This window comes from Chitinimonas violaceus, from assembly GCF_052601015.1.
Genome location: NZ_JBQXDJ010000044.1, coordinates 1 through 20162, shown reverse-complemented (window position 1 = coordinate 20162; position 20162 = coordinate 1). Strand labels below are relative to the sequence as shown.

Sequence of the window (20162 nt, the reverse complement as noted above, 5' to 3'; positions counted from 1 at the left end):
CTGTCATGTCCGACGCTATTTCCATTTCCATCCAAAGCTTGCAGAACGATATGCGCAAGCTGGAAACGGTTTCGCACAATCTGAGCAATGCGACGACTGCGGGCTATCGTCGGCAGACGTCTGCCGTAACCTCTTTTGCAACGGTATTCGATAGTGAGCAGCTGTCGCTCGCTGAACCCACCGCCGCCATAGGCTCATATCGCACCGATATGCGCGCAGGCCCATTGCAGGTTACAGGTCGGCCGCTTGATCTTGCTATCCAGGGAGAAGCCTTCTTCGTGGTGAACACCGCCCAAGGTCCTGCCTATACACGCCGCGGAGATTTCCAGATTGCAGCTGACGGCCGGCTGGTGACAGCCAGCGGTGAGCCCGTGCTTGGTACTCAGGGAGAGTTGTATCTCGAACCCGGTGAACACCGCGTCGATGCCACGGGGCAAATCAGCGTGAATGGCAACGTCGTTGGCCAATTACTGCTGGTTGAACCTGACAAGCACACATCGCTTCAAGCATTGGGCAACGCGCAATACAGCGGGCTGGAAGGTGTACAGCAAAGCAATGAACTACGCTCCACCGTCAAGACAGGCTTTGTTGAATCGTCCAACGTCTTGCCAATGCAGGAGATGGTGACCTTGATGGAAACCATGCGTCATTTCGAGGCCAGCCAACGCCTGATTCAAGGCTACGACGATGCTTTAGGCCGCGCCATTCAAAAGCTGGGTGAAGTTTAAGGAAGTCAAAGACCATGAATAACGCACTTTACATTGGCGCTATCGGCATGGAGATGCAGCAAAAGCAGCTCGATGGCGTTGCCCACAATCTCACCAATATGAACACGCCGGCGTTCAAGACATCGCGGGTCCAGTTCTCCGAGCACATTGAACGTGTAGCAGGTAATGCTGCCACTACCACCCAGCCTCAGGTTCGTCTTTCCGGCTTGATGCAGACCGGGGTGAACTTTGACTTCAGCCCAGGAGACCTCAAGCAGACTGGTTCTGCCTTCGATGTCGCAATACAGGGCACAGGTTTTCTGGCTGTAGCGTTGCCCGATGGTGGTACAGCCTATACACGTGGTGGTCGCCTCACTGTGGATGCCAACGGTGTACTGGGAACATCCGAGGGCTACCCCCTGCAGCCACACATTCAACTCCCGGCAGATGCCCAAGGCTTCAAGCTGCATGCGGATGGCCGGATTGAAGCTATCTTTGCCGATGCACGCGCCCCAATGGAGCTGGGTAAGCTGGAGCTATCCCAATTCGCACGGCCTGAAGCACTGGAAAGCACAGGCGGCGGACTCTATCGCGCGTCAGACGCTTCGGGCGAAGCAAAAACACAATCACCCGGCCAGGACGGCAGTGGTGTACTCGCACAAGGTTATGTGGAAGGCGCAAACGTCAAGCTGATTGATGAAATGACAAAGCTCATGCTGGCGCAACGCGCCTACGAAATCGGCAGCAAGGTTGTACAGGCTGCCGACGAGGTGATGGGCATGACCAACAGCTTACGGCGTTAAGACATGACTATGTTCCGAGCTTGCTTCGTTGCTGCAGCACTACTTTGCGCCACTGCACATGCAGGTGGCGTAACAGTATCGTTGCGCACTGAGGCGGAGTTGTCTCAACCACGTTTTACGTTGGCGGATATCGCCACGCTGAACTGCGAGCAGGCATCGGACTGTAAAACATTGGCAGGCTTGTACCTTGGTAGCGCACCGCGCATCGAGACCGCTGAACGCTTGAGCCAGCCGCAACTTGCCAGACTGATACGCCGCCTCGAACCCCGGTTGACCAAGCAGATAATCTGGTCGGGAGCCAATGAGGTAACGCTGACTATCGCCACCCAGACTCTGCCCGCTGCAAAGCTGGTCGACACTGCTCGTGCAGCCTTGGTCACTGCCTATGGCGAAGCTGGTATGTCTGCCGCTTCGCAGTACCCCGAAACAGATATCAAGTTACCAGCGGGTACGGTATCCCTGCATGCCCGCACCCCGGATTTCCCTGCGCGGGAACGGATGTCTGTCGCGGTTTCCGTCTCCATTAACAACCGCTTTTACCGCGTCATTGCGGTTCCTATGCAGCTCACAGTGCTTGCACCGGTTCTGGTTGCTGAACGCGACCTTGCTGCCGGCAGCCGGTTCAGCTGCGAACAGGTGCAGCTGCATACCACCAATGTTGCCAGACATACCGGACTGGCCACACAGGCGATCTGCGATCGCCCTTGGCGAATGAGAAAACCCATTGCTGCGGGCGATATGGTAACCACTGCAGCAATCGAACCCATCCCGGATGTTGAACAGGGTGCGGCCGTCAGTCTGGTGGCAGATTTTGGCGGCATCCGACTCGAATCCGGCGCCACAGCATTGGCCGATGGCCGCATCGGTGAAGCCATACAGGTACGCCCAGCACTATCCACCACAGCAATCAAAGCGCGTGTGGTGGGTAGCGGGCAGTTACAAGCAATAGGGAAGTAATAACGTGAAAATCCATCTGGCACTCGTGTGCCAACTATTTCTATTGGCGCTGCTACCGGTAGCCCATGCTGAATCGCTGTACAACGAGTCGACTTTCCAGCCACTCGCTGCAGATCAACGCGCTCGTCGCCCTGGCGACCTGATCATGGTGACTGTTCTGGAGAACTCAAGCGCCACCACCGCAACAGGTTCGGCAGCACAAAGGGACCAGGATGTGGGCCTGAGCGCCGGCCTTGTCGGTAAACGTAGAGTCGGTGCCAGCCTGGGTACCGAGAATAGTTACGACACCACGGGCCGTGCCCAGCGTTCCGGCCGTTTACTGGCTCAGATCAGTGCAGCAGTGGTCATGGTCAGGCCCAATGGCGACCTGGTCATCAGCGGGCGGCAGATCGTCGACATCAATGACGAGAAACAAGAGATTTTCCTGAGCGGTGTGGTACGCCCCATCGATATTAGCGACGACAACACGGTGCCATCGTCACGTCTGGCAGAAGCATCCATACGCTATGCGGGCCAGGGAGAACTGGCTGACAGACAGAAGCCGGGCTGGTGGAATCGATTGCTGCACGTGCTCGGATGGTAATGATGAAGCTGACAAAACTACTGCTGCCATTGTGTCTGATAGCCTCGTTTGCGTGGGCTGATGGCGTGCGCATCAAAGACCTGGGCCGCCTGTCCGGCTGGCGTGAGAACGCCCTGGTGGGCTATGGTCTGGTCACGGGTCTTGCTGGAACCGGGGACTCGCAAGCCAACAAAGCCACGCGGCAATCCATCGCCAATGTGCTGTCCCAATTCGGGGTCAACCTGCCCCCAACCGATGTGATGAGCCGAAATGTCGCGGTGGTCATCGTCAACGCCAGCCTGCCGGCCTATGCAAGATCTGGCGATAAGCTCGACGTCACCGTCACCTCGCTGGGCGACGCACGCAGTCTGGTCGGCGGCAGCCTGTTGCTTACGCCGCTGAAAGGGGCAAACAGCCGGGTCTACGCGCTGGCCCAGGGTGCATTGTCGGTAGGTGGATACAAATACGACCTGAACGGCAATGTGGTGCAGAAAAACCACCCCACGGTGGGTTCTGTACCCGGTGGCGCCACGGTCGAACAAAGCGTCAAAGCAGATCTGGTTGACCAGGAAAACCGGCTCACTTTCGTACTGTCGGACCCAGACTTCACCACCGCCTCGCGCGTGGCAACCGCCATCAATTCGGCCATGGGTAGACAACTCGCACAAGCGCGGGATGCCTCGGCGGTGGAGATTGATCTTCCAACCACACCCGGTGCGCGGCTTGTCGAGCTTATTACCAGGATCGAGCGGCTTACCGTCGAACCCGATACCCGCGCGCGCGTCGTCATCAATGAACGTACTGGCACCCTGGTTGCCGGCGGGGATGTCCGTATCGCCAAGGTATCGATTTCGCACGGTGAACTGAAGGTTTCTATCGTTACCGACAACTCGGTATCCCAGCCCCTGCTGGTACGCCAGACCGGTCCCAATGTACGTACCGAAGTGGTCGCCAATTCGCGCATTGATGTCAGCGAGGGGGCTGGCAGCTATCTCGGCGCCTCGGGCAATACGGTGGCGGATCTCGTTCAGGCGTTAACTCGCATCAAAACCAGTACGCGCGACATCATCTCCATCCTGCGTGCCGTCAAAGCGGCAGGCGCACTGCATGCGGAGTTGGTCGTGCAATAAACAAACGTAACCCGCAGGTGCGCCCTCCCCTCATTTCCGATTCCCCTGGCCATGGAATGGGAGGGAAAACGACCCATACTTAATAACCCGAGCAGCAATGTCGCCATTCCCTGCCGCGGGGGAGCTTTGTCCAAGCTCCTGCTGAATTTGAATTGAAGAGGTAATCACAGCATGCAAGCTACCGAATCGGTAACGCTGCAATTGGTTTCAAAGGCGCTTGATGCAGCCAGTCTGCGCCAACAGGCTATCGCAGCAAATATTGCCAATGTCTCAACGGCAGGCTACCGACCTGTCCGCGTCAGTTTTGAAGACCAGCTCCAGGTGGCGCAAAGCCAGCTGAACAGCGGCGGAAAGCTCGATGCATCCGCCCTGGTCGGCCTTCAGCCTCGGTTGGTGGAGACCGGTGAAACGGTCACTGGCGAGAGCAATGCCGGCTTGGATATCCAGACCGCAGAACTGGCACGTAATGCCATTCAGTACCAAGCCTTGCTCAAAGGCTTGTCTCATCACTTCGCCATGATGAGCACCATCATCAACGAAGGGAAACGGTAATGGATTATCGAAGCGCATTCGCCATTAGCACTGCTGGCATGAGCGTAGAGAAACTCCGTCTCGATGTTACCGCGCTCAATCTCGCGAATATGAACAGCACCAAGGGTGTCGATGGTCAGCTTTTCAAGCCCCTGCGCGTTGTTGCCAAGCTCGGTGCAGCCAGCTTCGCCAGCCAGTTTGACGCCTCGTCGTCACTGGCCTCATTGCTGCCGGCAGGTCGCGTCGAGGAAATGAACGTAGCACCACGCGTCGTGCATGACCCGGGTAACCCGGATGCAGATGAGAAGGGCAATGTTCAGCTTCCCGGCGTCAACCATCTTGGTGAAATGGTCAACATGATGAGCGCATTACGCGCCTACGAAGCCAACGTGGTGGCGCTGAACACCGCCAAGACCATGGCGCAGCGTGCGCTGGATATCGGAGGGGCAGCATGAGTATCGAAACCATCGCCGCCATCAACGCCATCGCGCTGGAACCCACCACTGTCGCGGCCACCACCGCACCTCAGGGTAATTTCGCCGCATGGTTTGATAACCAGATGACCACAGTGAATCAGCAATTGGCAGCAGCAGACCAAGGCATGCAAAAGCTCGCCATGGGTGACGTCGGCAACCTCCATCAGGTCATGATCCAGATGGAAGACGCCAAGCTCTCGGTCCAGCTGCTTCTTCAGGTCCGTAACCGTTTACTTGAAGCGTATCAAGACGTGATGCGCATGCAGATGTAGGAAAGCGCACACGCATGTTTTCACAACTCTGGAATAAATTGGATTCGAAGGCACGCACGGGGCTGGTTACCGGCGTGGTCGCGATCATCCTTCTGACCTGTGCTTTGGCCTGGTGGGCGTTCCGCCAGGACAACCGGGTGCTGTTTGCCGGCCTGTCCGCACAAGATGCATCCGCCATGGTGGCCGAGCTCGATCGCATGAAGGTGCCCTATCAGCTGGACCAGGATGGCAGCACCATCCTCGTAGCGGCCGATACGGTACACAAGACACGGCTACAGGTACTGGGCAAAGACATTCCCCTGCATGGCACCGTGGGCTTCGAACTCTTCAACAATAGCGACTTTGGTATGACCGAATTCGCGCAGAAGGTGAATTACCAGCGCGCGTTGCAGGGCGAAATCACGCGCACCATACTCGCCATCGATGTCATCCAGGCAGCGCGGGTTCATCTGGCGCTACCCGAGCAAGGTCTGTTCAAACGCGCTGGGGCACAGCCCAAGGCGTCAGTCACGCTGACATTGAAACCGGATCGCCAGCTGTCTGCCGAACAGGTCCGCGGCATCCAACGCTTGGTGTCCGCCTCGGTAGCCGAGGTGCGCGCCGAGGATGTGACGGTAATCGATCAGCATGGCGTTGCATTGAGCCGTTCTGGTGCGTCGGCCGCCAACGATATGGCCGGCAACGACATGCTGGACCGCAAACGCGCGGTGGAAAGCTATCTGGGCCGCAAGCTCGATAGCGTACTCGAACGCAGCTTCGGGGCTGGCAAAGTGATCGCCAGCGTGGATGTCGAACTCAACGACAAGGCAATCAAGCAGACCACCGAGGACATGCTGCCCACCGACAAAGACCGTGGTGCCGGCGTGATTGTGCGGGAGAAGCAGACCTCGCGCTCCAACGGTTCGGCTGACCACAGCAACAGCGATGGCGAAACCACGCAAAGCGAGTTCGATTACCAGGTCGGGCGACGTGTCGAGCAGATGGAACGCAACCCCGGTGGTACGGAACGAATCAGTGTCGCTGTCGTGCTGCGTGCTCCCTTGAACGACGACGAGCAAGCCAAATTGAAGGAGATCGTCGCCAATACGGTCGGATTGGTTCCCAGCCGCGGGGATGGCATCGCCGTATACAGCATGGCGCAACTGGCAACCGGCAGTGTTGCTGCACCGCTGATCGAAACCGTTGAAGCTGCATCACATCCCGTAACCGAGGAAAGCATACCTGTCGCAGCCGCCAGCCCAAAGGCGAAGATCAATGTCCTTGACTGGATCGTCGGCATCGCCTTCGTATTGGGCTTGCTCGTGCTTGGCCTGATATATCTACGCCGCATGAAAGTGCCTGCTGCCACCGTTCAGCGCGCACTTAGCGATGCGGAACGCGAGCAGGCGTTGCGTCAAGTCCAGGCATGGTTGAAAGCGCCCTCGGCAGAGGACCACGCACGATGAGCGACAGGCACGCAGCGCTCAAGCTCCATGGCATGGAGCGCAAAGATCGAGAATGGATACTCTCTCAGCTCGAAGAAACCGAGCGGGACCGGCTTCGCACGTATCTGGACGAGCTGGAAATGCTGGGCATCCCTGCCCAGCCGTTGTCATTCCAACCGATGGCTGAAAATGCACCGCCAGTTGTCCTGGCAACGGCTGAACCCCGTGATATTTGCGCTGTCTTCGGTAAAGAACCAGCTTGGATGCTGGTTCAACTGCTGCGCTTGCGCAGCTGGCCGTGGGAACGTGAATTACTCGCAAGTCTCGATGCAAAGCGCCGTTCTGCCATTCTCGATGAATTACGCCAACAGGAAGGTTATCCGCTACCCCCGGAGCTGGCCGGCACCCTGCTACGCGCCTGCGAAACCCGTTTGGTCGACTATCTGCGGTCCCCAGTGGCCACGGCTACGCCGAATCAACCCGTGCGCAAGCGTCATCCACTTTTGAATCGCGTATTGCAATGGCTCCGATAATCCGCAGACCCCAGATGCACGGTGACAAGCGTGCGTTACGGCCCAGACCGCTTGATCCGTTACCACATCAGGATACGGTACCCATACCCTCTGTAGGCATGGCTGCCGAGGCAGCCCCTATTGCCGCAACGGTTACCCCATCTGTGCAGCCAGCTACGGTAGATTTGGAAGCACTGCGTGAAGAAGCGTTTCGCCAAGTACGGGAAGAAATGCAGGCCGAAGCAACGAAACTTGCTCAGGCAGCACAGACGCGTGGCTATGAGGAAGGCCTGAAGCAGGCAGCCCAACAAGTGGCCCAAGAGGCAGAGCAACGTGCCGCCAAGATTCAAACCCTGCTGGAATCCATTACGGAACATTGCCGGCAAGCCTTGACCGGTACGGAAGAGCTGGCCGCGCAGATCGCCTATGAAACGGTTTGCAAGATCGCCGGGGAACACCTGATCACCACGAATGGCGTACTCGCAATTGCGCAGAAAGCCATCGAAGCCGTAGGCCAGCAGGCTGTGCTCAAGATTCGTGTATCACCCCAGGACCTGGCCTTATTGGCCATAGAGGATGCATCGACGCCATCCTCCTCAGTTTTGACATGGATGCCTGATGAGCGCATCCAGGCCGGCGGCTGCATAGTGGAAACCACCCTGGGTGAGCTGGATGCCCGCCTTGATGGCCTGCTTGCCAAAACCCGCCAGGCACTGCTTTCAGCACGAGAGTCGAGGCGCGTGTGATCTCTCCGTATCTGCAGGCCATACGCCAGATGGACCTTTACCAACGTACCGGACGTGTTATCCGGCTCGCGGGTCTGTGTATTGAAAGCCGTGGACCGGATGCACCAATCGGCGCTATCTGCGAAATCATGCCGCGGCACGGAGGTGTTGCCCTGCGTGCGGAGGTGATCGGCCTGCGTGAAGATTGCATCGTATTGATGCCCTACGGCGATACCCGGGGCATTGCGATTGGTTGTGATGTGCTTGCAACCGGCCGCAGCCCGGAAATCGGCGTGGGTACGGCGTTGCTTGGGCGTGTCATCGATGCCTTTGGTACGCCGTTGGACGAGGGAACACCACCCGACTACACCGAAACCCGAGCGTTGCGTGCCAGTCCGATGAACCCCTTGCGCCGCCCGCGCATCACCGAGATTGCGGAAACCGGTGTACGCGCCATAGACGCCTTACTGACCCTGGGCCGCGGCCAACGCATCGGTATCTTTGCCGGCAGTGGTGTAGGAAAGAGCACATTGCTGGGCATGATCGCCCAACGGGCCGTCGCCGATGTGAATGTGATTGCGCTGATTGGCGAACGCGGGCGGGAAGTGAAGGAATTCGTCGAAAAGCACCTGGGTGAAGAAGGCTTGGCGCGCTCGGTCGTCATCGTCGCCACTGCCGATATGCCTGCATTGGCACGGGCACGCGCTGCTTATGCGGCAACCGCCATCGCAGAATATTTCCGCGACCAGGGCAAGCAGGTCATGCTGACCATGGATTCGGTAACCCGGTTTGCCATGGCCAAGCGCGAGATCGGCCTTGCAGCAGGCGAGCCGCCTACCGCACGCGGCTATACCCCATCGGTATTCACCGAGCTACCTGAGCTTTGCGAGCGTTGCGGTACTGCCGACACAGGCGGCTCCATCACCGCCTTGTACACCGTGCTGGTGGAAGGGGACGACTTCAACGAGCCGATTTCCGACATCCTGCGCGCCACCCTTGATGGCCATGTCGTGCTCAACCGCAAACTCGCACATGCCGGCCACTTCCCCGCGATCGATGTACTGCAAAGCGCCAGCCGCCTGATTACGGACCTGGCCTCCGACACAGACATCCAACTGATACGCGAAGCGGTTCTTCACCTCGCCACCTACGAACGTAACCGCGAAATGATCGATATCGGTGCGTATCGCAGTGGCAGCAACAACGAGATAGACCGGGCCGTTGCCATCATGCCAGCGCTTAAACGCTTTCTGCAGCAAAGCGCGCAGGAGTTCGCCCCGCGCAGTGCTGTTGTCCAATACCTGAGCCAAGTCCTGGCCGGGGGTAAGCCATGAGTACACAACGTGGATTCACCTACCCGCTGGAAACCCTATGCAAGCTCAGCGAGTGGGAACTGGGGCGGCGACGACTCGAACTGGCCCAGGAAGTCGCCAATGAGGCGGACAAGCTTCAGGCCATGGCAGTAGAGCAACAACAACTGACAGAGGCTGTAGCGTCACTCGGCATTCAAGCGGCGGATCCCAACACACCGATTGACCCTGCCACGAGAACGCTTTGGCTGGGATATCTGCACGGTCTCAATCAGCAATGCAAACAGGCAATGCAGCAAGCCGAGGAAGCCACCGCCATCAGGCAGCTGGCTGCTGATCGTTACAAGGCGCGCCATCAGCAGCATCAAGGGCTGACCTCGCATCGTGACGATGCCTTGCTCGAATTCAAACGTGTTCAAAGCGCCGCTGCCTACGCCAGCGTCGACGAAAGCTGGTTGCAAACCAGTCATTGGAAAAGGAATCAAGATGCGGATAACTGAGAGGCCGGGGCTCGAAACCCCCTACCAGACCGAGCGGGATGCGCATCAGCTCCGGGATGCCTGGAGCCGAAAGATGGAGCAAGCCAGCGCAGGTCTCCTGTCGGGAACGAAAGCCGTAAAGAATAACGGCACGGACCCACTGGTCATTGCGGCAATGCAAACCACCTTGCAATCGGTTTCGGTTCGCCCATCGGCGGGTATCTCAACAGGGGCGGTATCGCGCCAACCTATGACGGATGCTGCGTCAACCTATTGTTTTCCAACCAGGTCAACCGCTGCGCAGGAAGCGGCGTTCTCTGCAGGCGAGGCGTCTGATACAGATGCTATTCCAACCGCCCTGCCCTATGCCATGCCCGAAGCTGCGGTGCTGAAACCGACATTATCCGGGTCGGCAATCGGTAGCGTACCCGCTATGGCTGGCGGACAAATCACAGCACAGGCTGCAGCCAATATTGTACCCGGTCAAAATCCACATGCTGTTGAAGCGCCAAGAATCAACCGGGCTCTGCTACCTGCAACCAACTCTGCCCAGTCTCCTGCCACAGTATTGTCATCGTCCACATCCGACGCTACCTCGGCAAAGAAAACCGTCGAGCCGGGGGACAACTGGCAGACCCGTAACATCCACATGACACAGGATGAACAAGGCCACATTCACGCATGGCTGCGTGATGCGCAAGTCGATGTAGCGCAGCGTGCGGTATTGCTGCAGCAGATACGTCAACAACTCGGAGGAGTTGGTCTGCAACTAGGCAGCCTGACAGTCAACGGCAAACAGGTATGGCTCGACCACGCAGCACAGCCCGACGCCATCCCTGAGCAATCGCATTCTTCAGCCTCAGACACACCTGCCAGCAGGGCCATGTCTAGCTACATCAACCATTCGACATTCTCGCAAAGGCAGCGATAACCATGGCACTCGATTCGATTGGGGCTTCCTCCGCCCTGCAAGGTGCAGGCCTTGGTCTGCAGGATTTATTGAAGATCCTGCTGACTCAACTGACCTATCAGGACCCCTTGAAGCCCATGGACAACCAGGAGTTCGTGGCGCAGATCGCGCAGTTCTCCTCGCTTGAGGCAACGCGGCAGCTGAACGACAAAATAGATCAGATGCTGACCATACAGGCGACCACCCAGTCGGTCGGCCTATTGGGTAAGACGGTGGATATCGAGCTGCCTTCTGGCGCAGTCAGCGGCCAGGTAACCGGGCTGACCCTGAAGGATGGCAGCCCGAACCTCACCATCAAGAAGGCAGATGGCCAGGTTGTGGCAGGCATTGCGTTCTCGCAGATCGCCGCTGTGCGTTAACAAATTTATTCAAAACACTTTCAAATCTATTGGAACAACCGTGATCGATACCGTTTTTATCGGGATGTCTGGACTGACCAGCTATTCCAAGGGGCTCAAGGCCATCAGCAACAACGTGACCAACCTGAACACCCCGGGTTTCAAAACCTCGCAGTTGCAATTTACTGATCTCTTTTATCAAGGCAGCCAGAATGGCACAGGCGCCGGCCGCTTTGGCAATGGCGTCGGCACCAATGGCACCAGCCTGAATTTCCTTCCAGGTGACTTCCGTTCCACCGGTAACGAGCTTGACGTTGCCATCAACGGGCAAGGTTTTTTTGTATTGCGTGATGAGCAGGACAACCTGCGTTACACCAAGGCTGGCCAGTTCGAATTCAACAGCAATGGCGTGCTGGTAAACCGTAACGGCGGTGAGAGGGTGATGGCGTATGAAGCTGGCAACCTGCGGGAAATCACCCTGCAGGGCATGCAGAGCAACCCACCGAAAGCCAGTACCGAGATCGTACTGAAGGGCAACCTCTCCCCCGAAGGAACGCAGCACACAATCAACAACGTGGCGGTGTTTGACAGTGCCGGTAAGCAACACAACCTGACGCTTGCCTTCAGCGACAAGAAACAGGATGCCGTGACGGGTGAAACCAACTGGACGGTAACCGTCAAGGAAGGCGCTGCCACGCTGACCTCGGGCAACTACAAGTTCAAGAACAGCCTGGCTGTTGGCGGTAGTGATTCATTGAATTTTTCCTTCACCCCGGTTGGTGCGCCAGCTTCCAATGTCACCGTAAAACTGGGGCCAAACGTCCAGGCTTTCAATCTGGGCACCACCTCATCGCTGGAAGTCGAAAGCAAAGATGGTTATGGGCTGGGCACATTGACCAAGCAGTCCTTTGACGATGAAGGCCGCCTGGTGCTGAGCTATTCGAACTTGCAGAGCGACAAGCGCTATCAGCTTGCCACGGCACGCTTCAGCAACCTCGACAGCCTGGAGCAGATAGGCAACAACCAGTTCCAGACAAAGGACACCAATGCCGTCAGTTATGCCGTGGCCAGCAAAGGACAGGATGCAATCCGGAGCCGCGCCGTTGAGATTTCCAATGTCGATCTTTCGCAGGAATTCAGCGATCTGATTCTGAACCAGCGCGGTTACCAAGCCTCCTCTCAAATCGTCAGCACCGCCAACGAGATGATCCAGGAACTCTTCGAGATGAAGGGACGCCGTTAAAGTGGAAGTTCGCGAATATTGCTTGCTCGGCGAGACTGCGCTGGCTGAAGCAAAAGGCATGATCATTGCGGCATTGCAGGCATGGCAGTCGCAATGGGGTGGTGTATTGCCGCTGCATACGCTGCATGTCCGACCGGTTGATGCCGATCTGCTTGAACAACTGGGCAACGGGTGGCGGCTGTACAGCCTCAACGGCAGGGACATTGCCTGGGTGCGGGCTCCCCATGGCTTGGCGCGTAGTTGCGAGCAGGTTCTGTTTGCCGAGCAACGCAATGCCCCGGAACTCGATCAATACCGCGATTCGCCGCTTGCCTTGCAAGTAGCAACATCGGCTGCCGATGCCTTGCTGTTTGCCCTGGCCGGTGTCACCACAGTCGATAAACTGGTGCCAGGCCCCCTGGCTGCGCCACCCGCAAGTTTGTCCCAAGCCGGCAGTAGTGCGGTTTTGTTGGAATGGTCCTTGGTGCCAGGGCAACCGTTACAAGTCATCTACCCCCGCCTCGTCCCCTCCCGCAGATTACGTCGGTCCACCATGCCGCTGGTTCCAGTGAAAACCGCGGTCGAATGCCAACGGATCCAACTACAGATCGACCTGGGCGAGATTGAGCTGTCGCTCGGGCAATTGCAAAGCCTGCATGTGGGCGATGTCGTACGGCTTGATCGCCATCTGGGTGACGCATTGCATGTTTCCGACACACACGGCCACCGGGTTTGCCACGCACTACCTGGGCAGCGCCATGGGTCGCGGGCTGTTGAAGTACATAAATTAAAGTAAGCAAGGATATATACCGTGAATAGGCAAGTTACCCAGGAAGAGGGTCACAGCGAAGAGGTGACCCAGCTTATTGAATTACCGGAACTCAATACGCCCCAAGCCAGTACAGCCGGGATTGGCGCAAGTCTGCAAATTATCCGCAACGTCAAGGTCAAACTGACTGCCCGCCTGGGCGGCACCGAACTGTCCGTCGGCGAGCTGATGGACCTGAAGGAAAGCGCGGTGCTAAAGCTGGACCGCCTATTGGATGACCCAATTGACCTGCTGTTGGACGGCCATGTCGTGGCCCGTGGGCAACTGGTCGCCGTAGGGGATTCCTTTGGCGTGCGCGTTACCGAACTGCCTAAGCCGGATGGCCAGTGATGCGACGTTCCGGCTTATTTTGCCTATTCTTGTGCCTATTTGCCGGGACAGTGATGGCGGCAACAGGCTCAGTGGAAGGCGCAGCCATTCCATTCAAGCAAACCACTGAGGTGGACGGCATGATAGGGCGCGTTGTCGGCGCATTGGTCCTGGTCGCCTTGGTCGGTGTGGCCGCAGCTGTCTTGATCCGCCGTTTTCTGCCCGGTTTCGCGGCCATAAAAGGTAAGCCAAGTACCGCCCTGCAGGTCACACACCGCCAGCGCCTGACACCGAACTCCCAACTCATTGTCGTGACTTACCACCAGGAAGAGTTGCTGCTGGTCGAGGGCCCGCAAGGTGTTCAGCTGCTACGTACTACCCCGCTTGCACCAGAATCCGGGGAGCAGGGGAATGGCTAGCGCTTACCGATACCGCCAGCTGCTCATATTTGTGCTGCTTGCCTTGGCTGGTGTACAGCAAGCATTCGCTGCTGACCTAGTATTGCCGGGTCTGCAACTGAACGCCATCGGCTCAAACGCCAGCCAGACCTCTACCGGTCTGAAGCTGCTGCTCGCCTTGACGGTATTGAGCCTCGTACCGGCCATCCTGGTTTCGATGACAGCGTTTGTACGCATCGTGATCGTGCTCTCGTTGCTCCGGCACGCACTGGGTATGCAGGAAACCCCACCCAATACCGTGTTACTGAGCCTCGCGCTGTTCCTGACCCTGTTTACCATGTCGCCCGCGCTCAAGCAGGCGAACGAACAGGCCTTCCAGCCCTATCTGAAAGGCAAGTACAACACTGAACAGGCGGTGGAGAAAGGCTTTGCGCCATTCCGTGACTTCTTGGTCCGGCAGACCCGGGAAGAAGACCTCGCGCTGATGGTTGAGATTTCAAAGAGCCCGGCACCACGCACGGTAGATGACATCAGCAATCTGCAGCTGATTCCAGCTTTCATGCTGTCCGAACTGCGTACGGCATTTCAGATCGGTTTCGTCATCTTCCTGCCCTTTCTGCTGGTCGACCTTATCGTCTCAGCCATCCTCATGGGGCTGGGCATGATGATGGTGCCACCGGTGACGATTTCCCTGCCGCTCAAGATTCTCATGTTCGTGATGATCGATGGTTGGGGCATCGTGGTCCGATCGCTGCTCAGCTCGTTCAACTAGCCGCTTAAGTCACTCACCCGTGTTACAGACAAAGACATACGCATGGCAAAAGCTCGACCCATCCGAAGAGGCTGGGCTTTGGGCTGCCCGTACACAAAGAGATAGCCGGGCACGAAACCGCTTGGCGGAGGTCTATCTGCCTTTTGCGCGTATGGTTGCGGCCAAGGTTTATAGCAAGCGGCCACATGATGAAGTCGAGTTCGGTGATTACATGCAGCTTGCGTCAGTTGGCCTCCTGGACGCCATCGACCGATTTGATACCACGCAGGGCGCCACATTCACCACCTACGCCCATTACCGCATACAGGGCAGCATACTGAACGAGTTGGAACACTACACAGAGCGGCAAAAGCAATTGGCGTTACAGCGGCGTATCAAGGACAGAATCAAGTCCATCGACAGTGGAACATCCGAGGTGGATGCAAGTAAGGTGTTCGAGCGACTGGCGGCTGTTGCCATCGGCATGGCTATCGGCATGATGTTGGAGGAAGAAGGCCTATGCCTTAAGGAAGAACCCGATGCCATTGCCGCCCCTGCCTACTCTTCGTTCGAGCTGCAGCAGCTTCGCCGGCGGCTGGCCGATTTGATTGACTGCCTGCCGGAACGGCAAGCCCAAGTCATCCGCTACCACTATTTGCAGCAGCTGGATTTCAGCGAGGTCGCCAAGCTGCTCAACCTAACCAAGGGCCGGGTATCCCAGCTTCACCAGGCTGCCCTGACCAAACTACGTAGCGAGATTGCCCAGCTTAAACAGGGTGATGTGGCTTGGTAAAAACTCTCAGTTAATTCGAGGCCATCAACATCTGATCTATCGCATTTGCAATCGGCTCTGCCAGCGAAGGCTCCGCCAGCATGCGTTCGCCCACGACCTCTGCCAGCTGGTAAAAGCCGGCGTCATTCATCAGCTGATCACCCAACTCGCTCAGCAATACCGCTTCGATAAAAGCCATAAATGCCTTACGCCGCCTGTGGGGGTCGTCTGGCAATAATGCGCCTAGGCGGGTAACCAGCTTTTTCTCCAGTGTGGAACCTGCCTCCTGCTTACCCGCCCTGCTCTGCTTCGACGTATTTAGCTCACTGCGCTTTTGATTGCGGACACCCGTAGCAACCTGGCTGCGTATCAACGCAACAATATGGGAAAGCTGACTGACCGAATCGATGCTCATCTCAAACCCTATCCAGGCAAGTAACCATCGGGACCGCAATCACCACGCCACGACCCTGAATCATTTTTTTGCTTCAAAAAGCGAGGGGAAGTTCTTCGCAAGCGGCATCGTGGCCAATACCCCATTGATGATGCGCTCAACTTCGGACTGATTCCCGCTGGACTGCGCCTGCAACAATTCGGCATAGCGCGCCGACAACCCTTCCGGCGCCAAACGACGCGCCTTGACCAGCAGTGGTTCCGCAGCTTCCACTTGCCCACGCAGCAGCGCTATTGCCGCCATGGCGCCATAGCTTTCCCCAAAATTCCGATCCAGGTCCAAACCACGCTGGAAACAACGCTCCGCATCATCCAGACGCCCCTGCAATAAACACATCCACCCATAGGCATGCCAAGTACCGATATGGGTAGACAGATACTCGGTTGCTTTCAGGAAAGCATGCTCGGCCGCCACAAAGTCCTTCTGGTAAAACCGGGCAATAGCGAGACCAGACCATGCACGACCATTGATCGGGTTCAAATCCAGAACGTGCTGGAACTTAACAATGGCCTCATCCATCTTACCTAAGCCCATCTGGGCCGTACCCATGGTGACAAGCGCATAGTGCTGATCAGGTAAACGGGCCAGGCTGTAAGCCGCCCAACGCATTGCCCCATCGATATTGTCGTCATCCAGATAGACCATCGACAATAGCCCGGCCAGTTCCGCATCATCCGGCGACTGCAGGAGTGCTGCCTCGGCCACACTGCTCGCCTGCTCAAGCTCACCAAGCTGGTGCAAACTCAACACCAGCAGGTAAAGGAAACCTGGGACCGCATCATTCTCTTGCAGCATGGGCTCTAGCAATGCTTTAGTTGCGTCAAAATCCCCTTGCAGATATTGGGCATACGCCAGGTTGTAACGCACGGCCGGGATTTGGTAGCCCATATCGATCAAAGACTGGAATAGCGCAGCCGCTGCCGTAGCATTCCCTTGCCGTAACGCCAACAAACCACGCTGGTGGCAAAGCCCAGGATGAGCCGGCCAGCGCACCAAACCGTGGTCGATCAAGGTTTCGGCTTTTTCGAACTGTTGGCAGGCGATGGCCAGTTCCACCGTATCCACCAGCAATTTGCTGTTGTCGGGGTCTTGCGCAAGGAAGCCTAAATAACGGGCCAATTTGGCGGTGTCAGCAGTAGTCACGATAAATCAATCAAATATATGAGGGCGTAAACTCTCGCCCGGAAAAAATAATGTATTGCTGAAGCACAGCAGATTTTGAGCCTACTCCTTGTAGGCAGACAGAAAAATATGATCCGCCACAGGCTCGTTAACAGCCGTTGTTTCGCCTACTGGCGCAGACGATGTCGATTGCATCTGCTCGATATTACTCAACACACGGCGCATTTCAGCCAAGAGCGGCGCGTTTGGATAATCGCAAGCAAGCCCCGCGCGCAATGTGGCCGCGGCCTCTTCCAGCTGGTTCTGGTTCAGCGCCAGTAATCCATTGCGGAACAGCTTCAGGGCATGCTCGTCAGGCAAGCTATCCAGCCTTTGCCAAGTCGATGTCGCAGCAACTGCGTCGCCTCGCATCAATTGCAACAGGCCCAGCTGAAACACCGCGATATCAAACTGCGGGTTCACTTCCACCGCCCGCTGCATCCACACTACGGCATCATCAAACATCTTGATCTGCGCATACTGCGCACCCAGCAAAAACAATACTTCTGCTCGCGGCGGCACAGGTTGCGCCACAGCTTGCTTCAGATAAGTAATCGACAAGTCATAACGCTCGCGTTCGCTGGCTTCCAACGCAAGGTGCATCAGCTCATCGACAGTGAGCACTGTATGAGATTCATCTTGTTTCACGGTATTTACTCGACATGCACGCTGCGCACGACGTGCAACGTGTAGGGGGACAATGGATCTGAACACTGCTCACGATCTTATCGTGAACAGGTCAGAACTAACTCCACAAGTTAACCGATCGAGATGTAAGAAAGTTTAGGGCCACTGAAAAATACAACCGAGGCACGCATGCTAGGCGTGCAAATGCTAGGTAGTACGTGAGTACAGAGACAGCAGAAAGGGGTTATTCATGGCCCCTCCAATAACCATAATTTCGTCGCGTTACGGCGTTGCCCATGAAAATTTTAGTCATACACTCAGTTGGAATTTGCTTTTTTGCATATCGTCGACGGGGATAGTTAGTCATATAAGTACCGCTATTGCTTAATCCATTTGACTATCATCTCAAGCATTTGTCGCATATTTACAGGCACAACGGTAATCAATGCATTTCCCTGATCGAAATTAGGATTCACCTGGCAGTAATATTGTATTTCTGGTTTTTTATCGACTCGAAATGAATGGATTTCTGATTGACTATAATTGGTCTTTCGCCCAACAAAGCAAATAAAAGGAGAATCGCCTTGAATATCCACCTGAGCAGGTAGATTCACCGAAAATGCTTCTTTCAATTTTTTCACAAGCGCCAGTAAATTAGCTGGAATGACGCGTTCAGCACTAGGGTAGATAAAAGCGACTTTCTTCGCTACAGCACGATACATTGCCGGGCTTAGCATGGTATCCGCGTAACACACAGATGACCAAGGGTGTAATAACCAATATTTCACTGCCTCACTGACTGAAAACGCTATCGTATTACTGCCATGTCTGTACGCAGGATAAAATGCTGCAGAGGCACCAATGCAGATTATATTCTTTTTATCCACATCGATTTTTGAGAATGTCAGAAGGCAATATCCGACTAGCTTTTCATTGTCAAAATATAATCGGAGCTTTCTCTCAAAGGTGCCATCCTTCAAAAAATACTTCTGTAAATAGTCCTGACCAGAAATACCGGCAAAGCTATCTTCGAGCAATGGAAGCAACTGGGTTTTAAGTGCAGCATCAAGCCATTTGCTGGATTGGGAAAGATTTACAATGCGGGTAAAGGATTTTGGCATGGACTGGACTTGCTGCATAAACAACCTTAACCGAATCAGAAATGGGTGGCGAGCATAGCGTTAGAGAATTGGCTCTGCAAAACGCTACTGCCAATTGCCTAATAAGTTGGGCTCAATAACACACTTACTGTGTTGCCAACATCACAAAACAATCATGCACCACCTGTACGCCCTCCCATACTGCCCCCTTTGGTCAGGTGCTGATAACCTTCGCGCACGCACTACCCAACAGTTGGAACCACGCAGAAAACACCCTCCATCCCTTTGGTAGGTGCCCAAGCTTTTGTAGTGGCAGATGCTATGTTTTAAACCAGTGTGACCGCTTCTAGGGAAAGTCCATGTGCAGTATACGGATGGGGCTCTTTGCTATCGCTTTACTACTGCAAAGCACCGTTGCAGCCAGAGATATCACGCTGACCAACGGGGAGTGGCCACCTTATCTGTCCGAACATTTGAAATACTATGGCATTGCCTCCCATATCGTCACCGATGCCTTCACACATGCCGGTGTAAAGGTCCAGTATGTCTTCAGACCTTGGAAGCGCGCCTATCTGGAAGCAGAAAGCGGAAAGTTCGATGGTTCTGTCGTTTGGAGCTACGAGAAAGAGCGTGCCGAAAAATTCCATTTCAGCGACCCTATTTTTGAAGGCAAGTCGGTCTTCTTTCACTTAAAGAGCTTCTCTTTTAATTGGACGACTTTTGAGGATCTGATTCCAATTCGGGTAGGTGGTACACTCGGGTATGCCTATGAATTTGAGAAAGTCACCGCTATTCAGGTACAACGTGCTGATACTGATGTTGATAATTTCAAGAAATTACTCGCCGGCCGATTTGATATATTCCCTTCAGAAATGAATGTTGGCTATGCAACACTTCAACAGAACTTTACACCGGCAGAGGTAAACCATATTACGTATCACCCCAAAGCCTATAATGTTGTGACTTATCACCTTATTCTTACAAAGAGTAAACCCGGCAGTGCGGAATTACTTGCTGCTTTCAATAAGGGCTTGAAAGCATTAAAGGACAGTGGGAAGTACAATTCTTATTTTGATGTTCCGCAATAACACCATTTGTTATCAGTAGGTTTCTATATGCTCAGAAAAAACACCGGCTTTGGCTGGTGTTTTTTAAATGGACAAAATTAAAACTAACGGATCAATTACTTGAAACGAGCTACCTTCAACCAGCTAATGGGGGTGTCAGGATTTCCGTGTTCAAGGCGGGTTTGAGATTCACACGGATGATCGAATAAACCGATCCGCGTAAAGAATAGCGAATTGGTTCATGGCCGTCTTCCAATCCTTGGCGGCATAGCCCCA

Annotated in this window: 26 protein-coding genes; 22 read left to right on the top strand and 4 right to left on the bottom strand. The window is 55.5% G+C overall.

The window, feature by feature from the left end:
• Positions 1–5: 5 nt before the first annotated feature.
• The 21 genes from ACUHMQ_RS14385 (at position 6) to ACUHMQ_RS14285 (ending at position 15498) form a co-directional block, all read left to right on the top strand.
• Positions 6–728, top strand: coding sequence for a flagellar hook-basal body protein (locus tag ACUHMQ_RS14385; protein ID WP_445296156.1), 723 nt, complete (start codon positions 6–8; stop codon positions 726–728).
• Positions 729–742: 14 nt separating this feature from the next.
• Complete coding sequence (locus tag ACUHMQ_RS14380; protein WP_445296155.1) at positions 743–1510, top strand: flagellar hook-basal body protein; 768 nt, start codon at positions 743–745, stop codon at positions 1508–1510.
• Between the two features lie 3 nt (positions 1511–1513).
• Complete coding sequence (gene flgA, locus ACUHMQ_RS14375; RefSeq protein ID WP_445296154.1) at positions 1514–2467, top strand: flagellar basal body P-ring formation chaperone FlgA; 954 nt, start codon at positions 1514–1516, stop codon at positions 2465–2467.
• Positions 2468–2471: 4 nt separating this feature from the next.
• Positions 2472–3050 carry a flagellar basal body L-ring protein FlgH gene (locus tag ACUHMQ_RS14370; protein ID WP_445296153.1) on the top strand — a complete coding sequence of 193 codons (579 nt, stop codon included), beginning with the start codon at positions 2472–2474 and terminating at the stop codon, positions 3048–3050.
• The gene (locus ACUHMQ_RS14365; protein ID WP_445296152.1) at positions 3050–4159 is read left to right on the top strand and encodes a flagellar basal body P-ring protein FlgI; all 1110 of its coding nucleotides are present in this window, start codon (positions 3050–3052) and stop codon (positions 4157–4159) included. Before ACUHMQ_RS14370 ends, ACUHMQ_RS14365 begins: the two co-directional genes overlap by 1 nt.
• A gap of 171 nt (positions 4160–4330) precedes the next feature.
• The gene (gene flgB, locus ACUHMQ_RS14360) at positions 4331–4711 is read left to right on the top strand and encodes a flagellar basal body rod protein FlgB (protein WP_445296151.1); all 381 of its coding nucleotides are present in this window, start codon (positions 4331–4333) and stop codon (positions 4709–4711) included.
• Positions 4711–5145, top strand: a complete 435-nt coding sequence (gene flgC / locus ACUHMQ_RS14355) for a flagellar basal body rod protein FlgC (protein ID WP_445296150.1) — start codon at positions 4711–4713, stop codon at positions 5143–5145. The genes flgB and flgC overlap by 1 nt, the downstream gene beginning before the upstream one ends.
• Positions 5142–5438, top strand: a complete 297-nt coding sequence (gene fliE, locus ACUHMQ_RS14350; RefSeq protein ID WP_445296149.1) for a flagellar hook-basal body complex protein FliE — start codon at positions 5142–5144, stop codon at positions 5436–5438. The genes flgC and fliE overlap by 4 nt, the downstream gene beginning before the upstream one ends.
• Before the next feature lie 14 nt (positions 5439–5452).
• Entirely contained in the window at positions 5453–6883 is a 1431-nt protein-coding gene (fliF, locus tag ACUHMQ_RS14345) for a flagellar basal-body MS-ring/collar protein FliF (RefSeq protein ID WP_445296148.1), read from the top strand.
• Positions 6880–7395, top strand: a complete 516-nt coding sequence (locus ACUHMQ_RS14340) for a hypothetical protein (protein WP_445296147.1) — start codon at positions 6880–6882, stop codon at positions 7393–7395. Before fliF ends, ACUHMQ_RS14340 begins: the two co-directional genes overlap by 4 nt.
• Positions 7396–7409: 14 nt before the next feature.
• The gene (locus tag ACUHMQ_RS14335) at positions 7410–8120 is read left to right on the top strand and encodes a FliH/SctL family protein (protein WP_445296146.1); all 711 of its coding nucleotides are present in this window, start codon (positions 7410–7412) and stop codon (positions 8118–8120) included.
• Positions 8117–9433, top strand: coding sequence for a FliI/YscN family ATPase (locus ACUHMQ_RS14330; RefSeq protein ID WP_445296145.1), 1317 nt, complete (start codon positions 8117–8119; stop codon positions 9431–9433). The genes ACUHMQ_RS14335 and ACUHMQ_RS14330 overlap by 4 nt, the downstream gene beginning before the upstream one ends.
• Positions 9430–9909 carry a hypothetical protein gene (locus ACUHMQ_RS14325; RefSeq protein ID WP_445296144.1) on the top strand — a complete coding sequence of 160 codons (480 nt, stop codon included), beginning with the start codon at positions 9430–9432 and terminating at the stop codon, positions 9907–9909. Before ACUHMQ_RS14330 ends, ACUHMQ_RS14325 begins: the two co-directional genes overlap by 4 nt.
• Positions 9896–10819 (top strand): hypothetical protein, encoded by a 924-nt coding sequence (locus ACUHMQ_RS14320; RefSeq protein WP_445296143.1) that lies wholly within the window; start codon positions 9896–9898, stop codon positions 10817–10819. Before ACUHMQ_RS14325 ends, ACUHMQ_RS14320 begins: the two co-directional genes overlap by 14 nt.
• Before the next feature lie 2 nt (positions 10820–10821).
• A complete protein-coding gene (locus ACUHMQ_RS14315; protein WP_445296142.1) occupies positions 10822–11217 on the top strand; it encodes a flagellar hook assembly protein FlgD in 396 nt (131 codons plus the stop codon).
• A 40-nt stretch (positions 11218–11257) separates the two neighbouring features.
• Complete coding sequence (locus ACUHMQ_RS14310; RefSeq protein ID WP_445296141.1) at positions 11258–12439, top strand: flagellar hook protein FlgE; 1182 nt, start codon at positions 11258–11260, stop codon at positions 12437–12439.
• Between the two features lies 1 nt (position 12440).
• Positions 12441–13214, top strand: a complete 774-nt coding sequence (locus tag ACUHMQ_RS14305; RefSeq protein ID WP_445296140.1) for a FliM/FliN family flagellar motor C-terminal domain-containing protein — start codon at positions 12441–12443, stop codon at positions 13212–13214.
• Positions 13215–13229: 15 nt separating this feature from the next.
• Complete coding sequence (locus ACUHMQ_RS14300) at positions 13230–13577, top strand: FliM/FliN family flagellar motor switch protein (RefSeq protein WP_445296139.1); 348 nt, start codon at positions 13230–13232, stop codon at positions 13575–13577.
• Positions 13577–13975, top strand: a complete 399-nt coding sequence (locus ACUHMQ_RS14295) for a flagellar biosynthetic protein FliO (RefSeq protein WP_445296138.1) — start codon at positions 13577–13579, stop codon at positions 13973–13975. Before ACUHMQ_RS14300 ends, ACUHMQ_RS14295 begins: the two co-directional genes overlap by 1 nt.
• Positions 13968–14726 carry a flagellar type III secretion system pore protein FliP gene (gene fliP / locus ACUHMQ_RS14290; RefSeq protein ID WP_445296137.1) on the top strand — a complete coding sequence of 253 codons (759 nt, stop codon included), beginning with the start codon at positions 13968–13970 and terminating at the stop codon, positions 14724–14726. Before ACUHMQ_RS14295 ends, fliP begins: the two co-directional genes overlap by 8 nt.
• A gap of 19 nt (positions 14727–14745) precedes the next feature.
• Positions 14746–15498, top strand: coding sequence for a sigma-70 family RNA polymerase sigma factor (locus tag ACUHMQ_RS14285; protein ID WP_445296136.1), 753 nt, complete (start codon positions 14746–14748; stop codon positions 15496–15498).
• Between the two features lie 10 nt (positions 15499–15508).
• Here the strand turns inward: ACUHMQ_RS14285 and ACUHMQ_RS14280 are convergent, their stop codons facing one another.
• The 4 genes from ACUHMQ_RS14280 to ACUHMQ_RS14265 all read right to left on the bottom strand — a co-directional run bounded on the left by ACUHMQ_RS14280 (position 15509) and on the right by ACUHMQ_RS14265 (position 18840).
• Complete coding sequence (locus ACUHMQ_RS14280; protein WP_445296135.1) at positions 15509–15892, bottom strand: hypothetical protein; 384 nt, start codon at positions 15890–15892, stop codon at positions 15509–15511.
• Positions 15893–15952: 60 nt separating this feature from the next.
• Positions 15953–17074: a tetratricopeptide repeat protein gene (locus tag ACUHMQ_RS14275; protein WP_445296134.1), complete on the bottom strand. Its 1122-nt coding sequence runs from the start codon at positions 17072–17074 to the stop codon at positions 15953–15955.
• Between the two features lie 81 nt (positions 17075–17155).
• Complete coding sequence (locus ACUHMQ_RS14270; protein WP_445296133.1) at positions 17156–17740, bottom strand: hypothetical protein; 585 nt, start codon at positions 17738–17740, stop codon at positions 17156–17158.
• 356 nt (positions 17741–18096) lie between these two features.
• Positions 18097–18840 carry a hypothetical protein gene (locus ACUHMQ_RS14265; protein ID WP_445296132.1) on the bottom strand — a complete coding sequence of 248 codons (744 nt, stop codon included), beginning with the start codon at positions 18838–18840 and terminating at the stop codon, positions 18097–18099.
• A gap of 353 nt (positions 18841–19193) precedes the next feature.
• Between ACUHMQ_RS14265 and ACUHMQ_RS14260 the strand changes: the two genes are divergently transcribed.
• Positions 19194–19907 carry a substrate-binding periplasmic protein gene (locus ACUHMQ_RS14260; RefSeq protein ID WP_445296131.1) on the top strand — a complete coding sequence of 238 codons (714 nt, stop codon included), beginning with the start codon at positions 19194–19196 and terminating at the stop codon, positions 19905–19907.
• Positions 19908–20162: the final 255 nt, after the last annotated feature.